Genomic DNA, 12,686 nt, shown 5'->3' on the forward strand with positions numbered 1-12,686 from the left:
GCTCAGCCCTTGGAGAGCAGGGTTTGTTGGGCATCAGCGGTCAGAGCTTCGAGCATTAGACCGGCATTGAAAGGGTGCTCGGCCGTGCGCGACGACTGCATCAGGCGTTTGAACCAATCGGTCAGCACAGCTACTGAGGCGTGGCTTGGAGGCAGTTGAGAGGCATCGAAAAAACGCGGCGCAGCGCCTGAATGGCGCAGCACCAGGTCGTGGCAAAGTTTTTGCAAAGCGTCGATGGCTTGCGCGGGACTCATATTAGCCAAATGACGGGCATCACCCCCACGCATGGCCTTGGGCAAAGCGGCCCACCAGTCGGGCGACAAACCGCTTTCGGCTTGGCGCAGCACATCGGTGGGACGACCACCTGCGCTGCGCAGCAAAGACTGCGCCACAGGGGCGGTCACGCCTTGCCCGCTTAACCAAGTCAAAGCTTCATCGGCCTCTGGCCACTTCATGGTGTGGGCCAGACATCGGCTGCGGATGGTGGGCAGCAGCATGTGCGCCGCCTCGGCGGCCAGCACAAAGCGAACATCACCAGGCGGTTCTTCAAGGGTTTTGAGCAAGGTGTTGGCCGTGATGGTATTCATGCGTTCGGCCGGAAACACCAACACCGCTTTGCCGCGTCCCCGTGCATCGGTACGCTGTGAAAACTCCACCGCGTCCCTCATCGCATCTACCCTGATTTCTTTGCTGGGCTTGCGGGTTTTCTTATCAATCTCGTCTTGGGCTTTTTCAGACAAAGGCCAACCCAGCTCGATCATCACCGTCTCGGGCATAAGCACGGCCAAGTCGGCGTGGGTGCGCACGGCCACGGCATGGCAGCTCGGACAGTTGCCACAAGCGCCCTGCACAGTCGGTTTTTCGCAAAGCCAGGCCGACACCAGGGCCAGCGCCAATTCGTATTGGCCCAAACCAGAAGGGCCTTGCAGCAACCAAGCGTGACCCCGCTGGGCCAGCAAATCGTTGGCCTGCCTTGCAATCCACGGGGCGTTCAAAACGGTGTTCATGCGGTAGTCCGCTTCATCCAGTCGCTCAACACGCGGCCCACATCAGCACCCACAGCGTCCAAGCTTTGGGCGGCATCAATGCGCGCAAAACGGCCAGGCATTTCGGACTGGCGCTTGGCATAGCCAGCTCGCACGGCGGCAAAAAAGTCGGCGGGCTGAGACTCGAATTTGTCCGGCACGCGGGCCGAGGCCAGGCGCTGTGCAGCAATATGAGGGTCCAGATCAAACCAAATGGTCAGCTCGGGTTGACGCAAAGCGCCATCAGGCAAGACCTGCACCATGCGTTCCAGTTGGACCAGCACCTGCCAGTCAAAACCACGCCCACCGCCCTGATAGGCAAAAGTGGCGTCGGTGAAGCGGTCGCACAACACCACATCGCCTCGGGCGAGGGCAGGCTCAATGACTTGTCCCAAATGTTCGCGGCGGGCCGCGAACATCAACAGCGCTTCGGTCAGTGCGTCCATGGGCTCGTGCAGCACCAGTTCGCGCAGCTTTTCTGACAGGGGTGTGCCGCCCGGCTCGCGTGAAAGCACGACCGCCCTGCCCGCTTCGCGGAACAACTGGGCCACGCGATCAATGTGCGTGGACTTGCCCGCACCGTCGATGCCTTCAAAACTGATGAACAAACCGCGTGTCATGGTGTGTGAAATTGGGAAAAACCCGATTGTCGCAGGCTCACGTATGGCATCAATCTTTGCCCTATTTGAGGCCGCGCTGGTAACGGTTGACCGCCCGGTTGTGCTCGTCCAGCGTGGCGCTGAAGTGGCTACTGCCGTCGCCTTTGGCCACAAAGTACAGTGCCTGCGTCTTAGCAGGTTGCACCGCCGCCAACAAAGCCGCCTTGCCCGGCATGGCAATGGGTGTGGGTGGCAAGCCGCCACGGGTGTAGGTATTCCAGGGGTTGTCGGTCTGCAAATGAATGCGGCGCAAGTTGCCGTCAAAGGCCTCGCCCAAGCCATAAATCACCGTCGGGTCGGTCTGCAAACGCATGCCAATGCGCATGCGATTGTTGAAAACGCCAGAGATCAGCGGGCGGTCCGACCCTTGGCCAGTTTCCTTTTCCACAATGCTCGCCAATATCAAGGCATCTTCGGGCGACTTGAGCGACACACCGGGCAAGCGGGCTTGCCAGGCGACTTGCAGGTGCTTGTCCATGGAATTGAGCGCGCGTTGCAGAACGGCCAAGTCACTGGAGCCCTTGGCATACGAATAGGTGTCCGGATAAAAGCGCCCTTCCGGGGCCACGCCTGGGCGGCCAAACTGCGCCATTAAGGCCGCGTCGTCCAATGCCCGGCTGTCGGGCTTGAGGTTTTCGGCTTTGGCCAAGGCCTGGCGCACTTGCCGCCAGTTCCAGCCTTCCACAATCGTCACCGTGCGCAGGCTTTCTTCGCCCCGCACCAACATGCGCAGCAAACGCTCGGGCGATGTGCCGGGGGCAATTTCATAATTGCCGGCCCGCATTTGGCGCGATTGGCCGGACAGCCGAAACCACGCATAGAGCAATGTGGGCGAAGCCTCCACACCGGCATCAACCACGGCCTGCGAAATGGCTTTGGCCGATGTGCCCGACTCGATCGACAAATCGACTGGGTTTGCCGCCGGCGCACGCAATGGCATGGGGCGTTTCACCCAAAAATAGGCGGCAGCCGCCAGCGTCAAGGCCAGCACCACCAAACCCACCAAGCCCTTGAACAACCCTTTGATCACCCGCAACCCTAGAAAAATGTCCGCACAGAGTCGATTGACTCTGGCGGCTGATCATAATTGAGGCCTTCCAGCCTTTGCTCGGTGGCCCCATTCGGCCCCCATTGAATTTTGTTGGCCTTGCCAGCTGGGTTCACCTCACACTTATCGCCATGACCACCTCAAGCACCGCCCCTATCGACCACTTCGCAGCCAAGTTGCAAGGCGTTGCCGCCCTCCCCCACTTGGGCGTGATTCAGGCCCAAGGCGAAGACGCGGCTAACTTTTTGCACAACCAACTGAGCAACGACGTGCTGCTCTTGCGCGTGGGCCAATCGCGCTTGGCGGCTTTTTGTTCGGCCAAGGGCAGGATGCAGGCCAGCTTTGTCGTCATCAAAACCGCGCCCGACACCGTGTTGCTGGTCACGAGCCTCGATTTGTTGGCCCAAACGCTGAAGCGCCTGTCCATGTTTGTGCTGCGGGCCAAAGTCAAAATGACCGACGCCAGCAGCCAGTGGCAGCTGCGCGGACTGCTTGGCGACAGCACTCCGGCTGTGATGGGCTCAGCGGCGCCTTGGCAGACAATTGCTCAAGATGCTCTGCATACGGTGGCGCTTTACCCCGCCGTCCTGGGCGAGTCCAAAATCCCCCGCGCTTTGTGGCTCGCCCCTTCTGGCCTTGCGCTGCCTGCAGGCGCCGAAGTGCCAAGCGAAGTCTGGCAGTGGGCCGAAGTCATGAGCGGCGTGACCCTGGTCACTCAGCCCGTGTTCGAGGCCTTCGTGCCGCAAATGCTCAATTACGAATCCGTGGACGGCGTGAACTTCAAAAAAGGCTGCTACCCCGGCCAGGAAGTCGTGGCCCGCAGCCAGTTTCGCGGCACCTTGAAGCGCCGCACGGCTCGCGTGCACAGCCCCGTTGCTTTGCAAGCCGGGCAAGACATCTTTACGCCTGCCGACCCCGAACAGCCCTGCGCCACTGTGGTGCTGAGCGCGGCGCGCCCCGATGCCCAGGGCTTTGATGCGCTGGTCAGCGGCACACTGGAAAGCATGCAGGCTGGTTGGCGCGCAGACAGCGCCCAAGGCCAACCGCTGGAGTTGCTGTCGCTGCCTTATGCGCTGTTGGAAGACATTTAATTGCTGTTGAAATCCATCGCGCACAGGGGTGGGCTCTCACAAAGACAAAAACCCCCCGGATGGCTTACAAAAACATGGGCAATTTAAACTTCACCGGGCTGGATCAAGAACATCAGCCTTTGATTTGATCGACGATCTGCTGCAAAGCGGCGGGATCGTCCATGGTGGTCAGGTCGCCGGGGTCACGGCCTTCAGCCACGGCCTGAATGGCGCGGCGCAACAATTTGCCGCTGCGCGTTTTGGGCAAGGCCGTGACAAAAAACACGCGCGAGGGGCGCGCCACCGCGCCCAGTTGCGAGTCCACCACCTTCATGACTTCGCCTTCGAGCTTCAGTCGCGCCCCAGCATCTCCCAGACCCGAAGTGTCTTTGACGATGGCAAACGCCATGGCCACCTGACCTTTGAGTTGATCGGCCACCCCCACCACCGCCACTTCGGCGATGTTGGGGTGGCTGGAAATGCTTTCTTCGATTTCGCGGGTGCCCAGGCGGTGACCGGCCACGTTGATCACGTCGTCGGTACGGCCCAGGATAAAGAAGTAACCGTCATCGTCGCGCACAGCCCAGTCGAAGGTGTTGTAGAGCAGCTTTCCCGGCACCGTCTTCCAGTAGGTCTTGACGAAGCGCTCGTCGTCACCCCAGATGGTTTGCAGGTTGCCCGGCGGCAGCGGGCCTTCGATGGTCAAAACGCCCTTTTGGTTGGCACCGGTCAGATCTTCACCCGTCTGGTCGTCCACCAACTTGACGTTGTAGCCATAAATGGCTTTGCCGGGAGATCCGAATTTGCTGGGTGCTTTTTCCACGCCATTGCAAATGCTCAAGATGGGCCAACCGGTCTCGGTCTGCCAGTAGTTGTCGATGATGGCCTTGCCGTTCAGACCTTCAGAAATCCACTTGGCCGTGGGTTCGTCCAGCGGCTCACCAGCCAGGAACAGCGCTTGCAGGCTGGACAAATCGTATTTCGTGAGCAGCGCAGGGTCTTGCTTTTTCAGCACGCGGATCGCCGTGGGGGCGCTGAACATGACGTTGACCTTGTACTTCTCGACCAGGCTCCACCAGATGCCGCCGTCGGGGCGGATGGGCAGGCCTTCATAAAGGATGGTGGCCATGCCGCCGATCAGCGGACCGTAAATGATGTAACTGTGGCCCACCACCCAGCCGATGTCGCTGGTGCAAAAGAATGTGCCGCCCGGCTTGCCTTCAAAGACATTGGGCATGCTCGCCGCCAAGGCCACGGTGTAGCCCCCGGTGTCGCGCTGCACGCCTTTGGGTTTGCCGGTTGTGCCCGAGGTGTAGAGCGTGTAGCTGGGGTGGGTGGATTCGACCCACTCGCAAGGCACCACCGCATTCATGTGCTTGGCGCGTTCGGTGGCGTAGTCCACATCGCGGCCGGCCACGGGGGTGAAAGCGGCCAGATGGCGGTCCACCATGACCACCTTGGCGGGTTTGTGGGCCGACAGCGCAATCGCTTCGTCGAGCAGGGGCTTGTAGGCCACGACCTTGCCACTGCGCGAGCCAGCATCGGCGCTGATGATGACTTTGGGCGACGCGTCTTCGATGCGGGTGGCCAGTGAGTGCGACGCGAAACCGCCAAACACCACCGAATGGATGGCCCCCAGACGCACGCAAGCGAGCATGGCGAACGCCGCTTCGGCGATCATGGGCATGTAGATCAACACGCGGTCGCCCTTGACCACACCCAAATTTTGAAGGATGGCAGACATGCGCTGCACTTCGGCGTGCAGGTCACGGTAGGTGTAGGTTTTTTCGGTGTCGGTTTCGGTCGACACAAAGATCAGCGCAGGCTGGTCGGCGCGCTCGGCCAAGTGGCGGTCCACCGCGTTGTGGCACAGGTTGGTTTGGCCGCCAACGAACCATTTGGCAAACGGCGGATTGCTGTAATCGCAAATTTGCTGGGGCGGGACTTTCCAGTCCACCAGTTGGGCCTGCTCGGCCCAGAAAGCGTCGCGGTCGTTGATCGAGCGCTGGTGAAATTCTGCAAAATTGCCCATAAATATCTCCTGAAAATCCACCAAGTTGAAATCGAGGAAGGGGGAGATGTCCTTGCACCACCCAGCGCTTCTGAATTCATAATTATGGCCAAGGGACTTGCAATAAGCTGACTCAGCCCATGAACAAAATCATCATCGACGATGTTTGACCAGCGCTCCTCCAGTTCGAACCGGTCACTTGAACAAACTTTGCAGCAGCTTGAAATCGGGGTGCTCGGCCGTGCGAAGCCACTCAAACGCCACCATTTCAGCGGTCACCAACTCAGCCCCTGCACCGGCGAGGCGGTCGTAGGCCGCATCGCGGTTGCGCTCTGTGCGCGAGCTACAAGCATCGGTCACCACCCACACATCAAACTCGTCTTCCAACAAATCCAACGCAGTTTGCATCAAGCAAATGTGCGCCTCGCAGCCAGCCAACACGATGGTCTTGCGCGGCTCTGCGCCGGGCTGGGGTTTTTGCAGGTGGCGGGGCAAGCTGCGGGCATTGCCCTTGGGGGCTTGAGGCGCCTCGGGCTGCAGCCATTCGCCCAAACCCTCTTCAACAGCGCTGAACTGCATCTTGGCCAGCACCTGGCGGCAGCGGCTGCGCAATTCGGGAGGCATCTCGCCCAAACGAGACGGGTTTTGTTCAGTGCCCCAGGTTGGGATATCCAGCGCTTGGGCCAAAGAGGACAGGCGTGTGGCGTTGGCCCAGACGGCATCGGCGTCCAACATGGCGGGTTTCAAGCGGGCCTGGAAATCCACCAGCACCAATTGGCTTTCATCTGCATCGATCAACATGTTCAGTCCTTGGAGTGTCTGGGTCAGCATTGTGGCACCAGCCCGGCACCAGCAAACCTTCAGTGGGGGTCCAGACTGAAACATGCAGTCTGACGCCAGACACCCACATTCATTAAGCCAAAAATATCCGTTATGCTGCAAGATTATGCGATGGCTCATTTTTTTATCTTTGACAACAGCACTGAACCTGCCTGTTTGGTCTTCCCCAACGGAGGAGACGACCGCTGCGGGCATGCCTGAGCGCGGCTTGGTCTCGCAGATCAGCACCCAGCTGAGCGCGGTCAAGGGCAAGGCCAGCGACCAAGCGGCAGGCATGGTGGAACAAGCCATGGGTTTGCTGGGCGTGCCCTATCGGCGTGGTGGCAACAGCGAAAGCACCGGGTTTGATTGCAGTGGCTTTGTGCGCCACCTTTACGAACAATCGGTCGGCCAAATTCTGCCGCGCCGCGCCGTGGACCAAGCCCGGGCCACCGAGGTCATTGACCGTGAAGAGCTCAAGCCAGGCGATCTGGTATTTTTCAACACGATGAGACGGGCTTTCAGCCACGTGGGCGTTTATGTGGGCGATGGCAAATTCATCCATGCACCGCGTGCGGGCAAAGCGGTCAACGTCGATGACATGCGCAACGCTTATTGGCAAAAACGGTTCAACGGTGCACGTCGCGTGCCCGTGAACAGCGACAATCCAAAAAATGAAAACTCAAATTGATCACCTCGTGGTGATGGCGTCTTCCCTGGACCAAGGTGTGCAATGGTGCGAAGAGACCTTGGGCATCGTCCCAGTCCCAGGCGGCGAGCATGAAAAATACGGCACCCACAACTGCCTTTTCAAAATCGCCTCCCCTCAATTTCCCTTGGCCTACTTCGAAATCATCGCCATCAATCCGGCGGCCGTGATCCCCAAGCGCGCCCAAGTGCCCCGCTGGTTCGACATGGACGACGCCGCTTTGCAAAAAGCAGTCGCGCAAGGGCCCCGGCTCATCCACTTTGTCAGCAGCACCGAAGACGTCAAGGCCGCCCGCCATGTGCTGCGCACCCAGGGCGTCGAGCGCGGTCAGGTGGTGCACGCCAGCCGCAAATCGCGCAAAGGCACGCTCAACTGGCAAATCACCGTGCGCGAGGACGGCGAGCGACTGTTCAACGGATGCTTGCCCACCCTCATTCAGTGGGGCAAGCCCGAGGCCACCGATCCGCTGCGCCTGCACCCGCGCAACAGCTTGCCGCGCTCGGGGGTGACGTTGCAAAGCCTGACGGTGAGCCACCCCAGTGGCGCCAAACTCCAAGCAGCTTTCGATGCCATAGGCCTGACAGACATCGCCATCGAAACCGGGCCAGCCAACCTGGTGGCCAACTTGCAAACCCCCAAAGGCCTGGTGCAGCTGCAAAGCTTGGGGATTTAGGTCTCTTTGGGCAAAGCCAACAGCAGCGCCATGCCCACCAGCATCACGGCGGCCGTCAGCCACAAAGCGCCTTTGAAACTGCCTGTGGCCTGCGCCATGGCCCCGGCCACGACGGGCGCGATCATTTGCGCTGCGCCGTAGCTGAGCGTCAAACGGGCCATGGCCTTGCCCGGGTTTTGGGGCGCACGCCGACCCACCGAAGCCAAAGTCAAGCTCACAATGCCAATGAAAGTCGCCCCATAACCCACAGCACCGATGAGCGCTGCCGCCAGTGAACCCGACAAAGCCGGCAACACGATGGACACCGTCTGCAAACCAAACGCCAACAGCAAGGCCGGGATGTCGCCCACCCTTCGGGCCACACGGTCCCACAAAAACACGGCCGGCATGGCCGCTAGGCCTACCAGGGCCCAGGCCAAAGCGCCCTGCCCAGCCAAAGCCGGTTCACGCTCGACAATGGCCACGGTGAAGGTGGCGCTGATGACAAAGCCCCAGCCCGCCGCAAAATAGCTCAGCGCCATGGTCGCCATCCAGCGACGCGAGACCTGCGGCTGCGCTTGGGCGACCGCTGCTGAGGTGGGCACGGGCGGCACCGGCGGGCGCCACAACCAGGCCGGTACAAAAAACACCAACCCCAACGCAGCAAAAGCCAACCACTGGTCCGACCAGAGCGTCCAGATGCCCGACAAAACCCATGCGCCCAAAGCCGACACCACAATGCCCAGCCCCAGGCCGATGAACAACACCCCCAACTCTGGCCTGCGGCCCTGGCGCATCAGCCAACCCAGCACAAGGCCCGATCCGAGCAACATGCCGGTGGCCCCGCACAAACCGCCTAAAAAGCGCCACAGCCCCCAGGCCGGCAACCAACTCGACAGCGCCATCGCCCCCGTGGTGAGCAGGGCCATCCACAGGCCTGCACTGTAAAAACGGTGACGCCAACGCACATCGTCCATCCAGGCCGTGACCAAGGCGCCGACGATGTAACCCGCGTAATTGACTGCGGCCAAGCCCCCAGCGGCCGCATCGTTCAAACCGGTTTGCGCTTGCAAGGTGGGCAGCAAGGGCGTGTAAGCAAAGCGGGCCAGGCCGATGGTCAGCACCAGGCCACAAATGCCCCCGACCATGACTTGCCAAGGTTGAAGCGAACGGGAAGTAGGAGTGTCTTGCATAGCAGCGCCAAGTATCCATGCATTTGTGCCGGCCTTGGGCGCAAGACGCGCAAGCGCTGACGCTTGGGTAACAGATCACCGCGTCCCGAACATGACAGCCAGCCCCCTGTGACAAAGGGTTTTCACCATCCCTGGCCCGCCCTGCAGACCCCTAAAGTGAAATGCTCAAAAGGAGTTGTTCATGCCTACACGTTCTGCCGCCCCCACTGCCTCTGCCCTGTTCGCGTCCGGGTCTGCCCGACGCATCGCCAACCCCCTTCGCCGCAGCCTAAGCGGTCTGTTACTGGGGCTGGGGGCTTTGAGTGCAGTCGGGGCTTCGGCGCAAGCTTTTCCCACCAAGCCTTTGCGCCTGGTGGTGACCTTTCCCTCGGGCGGTGCGCCCGACATCCTGGCCCGCCTTTTCAGCGAAAAAGCGCAACTCGGCTTTCCGGTGGTGGTGGACAACAAGCCCGGCGCGGGTGGCAACATTGGCGCTGACAATGTGGCCAAGTCTCCGGGCGACGGCCACACCATCGTCATGGGCACGGTGGGCACGCACTCCATCAACGGCGCGCTCTACGAAAAAATGCCCTACGACATGGTCAAGGATTTCAGCCCCATCTCGCTGATCGCCTCGGCCCCCAACTTGCTTGTGGTCAACAACGCCCTGCCCGTCAAAAACGTGCCCGAGCTGATCGCCTACATGAAGGCCAACCCCAACAAGCTCTCGTTTGGCTCGCCCGGCATCGGCACCTCGGTGCATGTCTCGGGCGAACTCTTCAAGTCGCTTACCGGCACCACCATGGAGCATGTGCCCTACAAAGGGCGTCAATTCGCCATCCCCGACCTGATCGGCGGCAGCATCCAGGTCATGTTCGACAACATGCCCTCGGCCCTGCCCATGGCCAAGGAGGGCAAGATCCGGGCTTTGGCACAAACCACCGCCACCCGTTCACCAGCTGCGCCAGATGTGCCCACCGTGGCCGAATCGGTGCCCGGCTTTGAGGCCACAACCTGGTTTGCCATGTTTGCCCCGGCCAACGTGCCTCGCCCCGTGATCGACAAGCTCAACGCCGAAGTGCTTCGCGTGTTCAAACTGCCCGACGTGCAAGAGCGCCTGAAGACCCTGGGCCTCGACCCGGTGCTGTCCAGCCCAGCCGAGCTGGCGCGCTACCAGGCCACCGAGATCACCAAATGGGCCAAGGTGGTGAAGGACTCGGGCGCTAAGGCGCAGTGATGCTGCAACCGAGGGGGAGTGCGCTCAGGCCACGATGCCCTGCTCGCGCAACGCCTGGATTTGCGTGGCGGTGAGCCCCATGCCCGAGAGCACCGCGTCGCTGTCCTGACCGATGCCGGGCGCGTTGCGCCGGTGACCGCCCGGCGTGCGCGAGAGCTTGGGCACGATGCCGGGCACCATCAAATCGCTGCCGTCGTCCAAGTGAACCGTTTGCAGCATGCCGCGGGCCTTGTAGTGCGGGTCTTGGGCGATGTCGGCCACGGTATATATACGCCCAGCCGGCACGCTGGCGCGGTCCAGCGCGGCCAGCACCTCGTCCACCGTGTGTTGCGCGGCCCAGTGGCCAATCACCCCATCGATTTCGGCCACTCGGGCCACGCGGCCAGTGTTGTCCTTCAAGGCCGGGTCATGCGCCAGGTCGTCCCGGCCAATTTCGGCCATCAACCTCTTGAAAATGCTGTCGCCATTGCCCGCAATCAGGGCGTAGCCGCCGTCCTTGCACAAGTAGGCGTTGCTTGGGGCAATGCCCGGCAATGCACTGCCCGCAGGCCCCCTCACGGCGCCAAAAGCACTGTATTCGGGCAGCAGGCTTTCCATACAGTTGAACATGGCCTCGTACAAAGCCACGTCGATCACCTGCCCCCGACCCGAAGCCTGCCGCTCGTGCAAAGCCAGCAAAATGCCAATCACGCCGTGCAAAGCTGCCAGCGTGTCGCCCAGGCTGATGCCCACTCGCACCGGCACCCTGCCCGGCTCGGCCGTCAGGTGGCGGATGCCGCCCATGGCCTCGCCCACCACGCCAAAGCCGGGGCGGTCGCGGTAAGGGCCAGTCTGGCCGTAGCCGCTCACGCGCAGCATGATCAGGCGGGGATTGAGCGCCAGCAAATCATCTGGACCTAAACCCCATTTTTCCATGGCGCCAGGCCGGAAATTTTCAATCACCACATCGCTTTCAGCCGCCAGCTGGCGCACGATGTCCTGCGCAGCAGCCTGCTTGAGGTCCAGCGCCAGAGACTGTTTGTTGCGCGACTGCACCTGCCACCAGACCGAGGTGCCGTCTTTCATCAAGCGCCATTGCCGCAGGGGGTCGCCCGCGCCGGGCGGCTCGATCTTGACGACATCGGCCCCGAAATCGGCCAGAGTTTTGGCGGCAAAAGGGCCGGCGATCAGCTGGCCCAATTCCAGGACCTTGAGCCCGGCCAGGGGGCCGGTGCTGGGTAAAAAAGCTTTGGATTGATTCATGGCCTCAAGTGTAGGCAATCGGACACCCCACACCGTGGGTGTCATCACACGGGATCAATCCCGGTAAATCGCGATCTGCGGCGGCCCCTCACCTTGCACCACGCCCCGGTACATGCCTTCGGTGTTGAAGGCCAACTGGTAGTGGCCATGCCGGTCCAGCGCAATCACCCCGCCGCGCCCGCCTGTGGCATCGAGTTTTTCGTGCAAGGTGGCTTGAGTGGCTTCAGCCAAGCTCAAGCCGCCATAGGCCATGCGGGCCGCAATGTCGTGTGCCACCACCCCGCGCATGAAAAACTCGCCCGCTCCAGTGGCCGAGACTGCCGCCGTGGCATCGCAAGCATAGGTGCCTGCGCCAATCAGGGGCGAATCGCCTACGCGGCCAAACATTTTGTTGGTCATGCCACCGGTGGAGGTGGCTGCGGCCAGATGGCCTTGCGCATCCAGCGCCACAGCCCCCACAGTGCCGAACTTGCGGTCAATGGGCTCGGGCGCAGGCTGACCCTGTGAACGATGCCCATCGTGGTCCAGCATCACCTGGTTTTGGGCCAAAGCGGTTTGCAACTGTTGCCAGCGGTGCGCGGTGTGAAAGTACTCGGGCCCCTCGAGGGCCAAGCCCTGCGCGCGGGCAAAGGCTTCCGCCCCTTGACCCATCAGGAACACATGCCCGCTGCGCTGCATGACAGCCTGCGCCGCCAACACAGGATTGCGCACCGACACCACGCCGGCTACGGCACCGGCCTGGCCCGTGGCGCCGTCCATGACGGCGGCGTCCATTTCGTTGCGGCCCTCGTGGGTAAAAACCGAGCCTTTGCCTGCATTGAACAAGGGGCAGTCTTCCAGCACGCAAACCGCTGCCACCACCGCATCGAGGGCGGTACCGCCTTGCAGCAGCAAGGTCTGCCCGGCCCGCAAAGCCTGGTCCAAGATTTCACGGTATTCGCACTCTTGCGTGGGGCTGAGGTCAGCACGCCTCAAGGTGCCTGCACCGCCATGTACCAACAAGGTCACTGGGGCCTGCGCAATCACCTGCATTTGCGTCACC

The 12,686-nt window shown here is 61.5% G+C and carries 12 protein-coding genes; 4 read left to right on the forward strand and 8 right to left on the reverse strand.

All coding sequences use genetic code 11. From position 1 onward, the window contains the following. Positions 1-2: 2 nt before the first annotated feature. The 3 genes from B9Z49_RS13670 to mltG form a co-directional block, all read right to left on the reverse strand. On the reverse strand, positions 3-1,007 hold the full coding sequence (locus B9Z49_RS13670; RefSeq protein WP_108353996.1) for a DNA polymerase III subunit delta': 1,005 nt from the start codon (positions 1,005-1,007) through the stop codon (positions 3-5). Further along, on the reverse strand, positions 1,004-1,645 hold the full coding sequence (tmk, locus tag B9Z49_RS13675) for a dTMP kinase (RefSeq protein ID WP_108353997.1): 642 nt from the start codon (positions 1,643-1,645) through the stop codon (positions 1,004-1,006). Before tmk ends, B9Z49_RS13670 begins: the two co-directional genes overlap by 4 nt. A 61-nt stretch (positions 1,646-1,706) precedes the next feature. After that, positions 1,707-2,711 carry an endolytic transglycosylase MltG gene (gene mltG / locus B9Z49_RS13680; protein ID WP_199225063.1) on the reverse strand — a complete coding sequence of 335 codons (1,005 nt, stop codon included), beginning with the start codon at positions 2,709-2,711 and terminating at the stop codon, positions 1,707-1,709. Between the two features lie 152 nt (positions 2,712-2,863). Here mltG and B9Z49_RS13685 point away from each other — a divergent pair, with 152 nt between their 5' ends. Then, positions 2,864-3,823 carry a folate-binding protein YgfZ gene (locus B9Z49_RS13685; RefSeq protein ID WP_108354075.1) on the forward strand — a complete coding sequence of 320 codons (960 nt, stop codon included), beginning with the start codon at positions 2,864-2,866 and terminating at the stop codon, positions 3,821-3,823. Between the two features lie 112 nt (positions 3,824-3,935). On the opposite strand, the gene B9Z49_RS13690 is transcribed toward B9Z49_RS13685, so the two are convergent. Together B9Z49_RS13690 and B9Z49_RS13695 are read right to left on the reverse strand one after the other, a co-directional pair. After that, positions 3,936-5,834: a propionate--CoA ligase gene (locus tag B9Z49_RS13690; protein ID WP_108353998.1), complete on the reverse strand. Its 1,899-nt coding sequence runs from the start codon at positions 5,832-5,834 to the stop codon at positions 3,936-3,938. 174 nt (positions 5,835-6,008) lie between these two features. Next, on the reverse strand, positions 6,009-6,614 hold the full coding sequence (locus tag B9Z49_RS13695) for an isochorismatase family protein (RefSeq protein ID WP_108354076.1): 606 nt from the start codon (positions 6,612-6,614) through the stop codon (positions 6,009-6,011). Between the two features lie 232 nt (positions 6,615-6,846). Between B9Z49_RS13695 and B9Z49_RS13700 the strand changes: the two genes are divergently transcribed. Together B9Z49_RS13700 and B9Z49_RS13705 are read left to right on the forward strand one after the other, a co-directional pair. Further along, positions 6,847-7,323 carry a C40 family peptidase gene (locus tag B9Z49_RS13700; RefSeq protein WP_233254625.1) on the forward strand — a complete coding sequence of 159 codons (477 nt, stop codon included), beginning with the start codon at positions 6,847-6,849 and terminating at the stop codon, positions 7,321-7,323. Further along, a complete protein-coding gene (locus tag B9Z49_RS13705; protein WP_108354000.1) occupies positions 7,307-8,014 on the forward strand; it encodes a VOC family protein in 708 nt (235 codons plus the stop codon). The genes B9Z49_RS13700 and B9Z49_RS13705 overlap by 17 nt, the downstream gene beginning before the upstream one ends. On the opposite strand, the gene B9Z49_RS13710 is transcribed toward B9Z49_RS13705, so the two are convergent. Then, positions 8,011-9,186, reverse strand: a complete 1,176-nt coding sequence (locus B9Z49_RS13710; protein WP_108354001.1) for a YbfB/YjiJ family MFS transporter — start codon at positions 9,184-9,186, stop codon at positions 8,011-8,013. The genes B9Z49_RS13705 and B9Z49_RS13710 overlap by 4 nt on opposite strands. 181 nt (positions 9,187-9,367) lie before the next feature. Between B9Z49_RS13710 and B9Z49_RS13715 the strand changes: the two genes are divergently transcribed. Further along, entirely contained in the window at positions 9,368-10,402 is a 1,035-nt protein-coding gene (locus B9Z49_RS13715; RefSeq protein ID WP_108354002.1) for a tripartite tricarboxylate transporter substrate binding protein, read from the forward strand. Between the two features lie 24 nt (positions 10,403-10,426). Here the strand turns inward: B9Z49_RS13715 and B9Z49_RS13720 are convergent, their stop codons facing one another. Beyond that, positions 10,427-11,644 carry a CaiB/BaiF CoA-transferase family protein gene (locus B9Z49_RS13720; protein WP_108354077.1) on the reverse strand — a complete coding sequence of 406 codons (1,218 nt, stop codon included), beginning with the start codon at positions 11,642-11,644 and terminating at the stop codon, positions 10,427-10,429. 54 nt (positions 11,645-11,698) lie between these two features. After that, positions 11,699-12,676: an isoaspartyl peptidase/L-asparaginase family protein gene (locus B9Z49_RS13725; RefSeq protein WP_108354078.1), complete on the reverse strand. Its 978-nt coding sequence runs from the start codon at positions 12,674-12,676 to the stop codon at positions 11,699-11,701. Positions 12,677-12,686 lie beyond the last annotated feature (10 nt).

Source organism: Limnohabitans sp. 2KL-51, from assembly GCF_003063645.1.
Lineage (GTDB): Bacteria > Pseudomonadota > Gammaproteobacteria > Burkholderiales > Burkholderiaceae_C > Limnohabitans_A.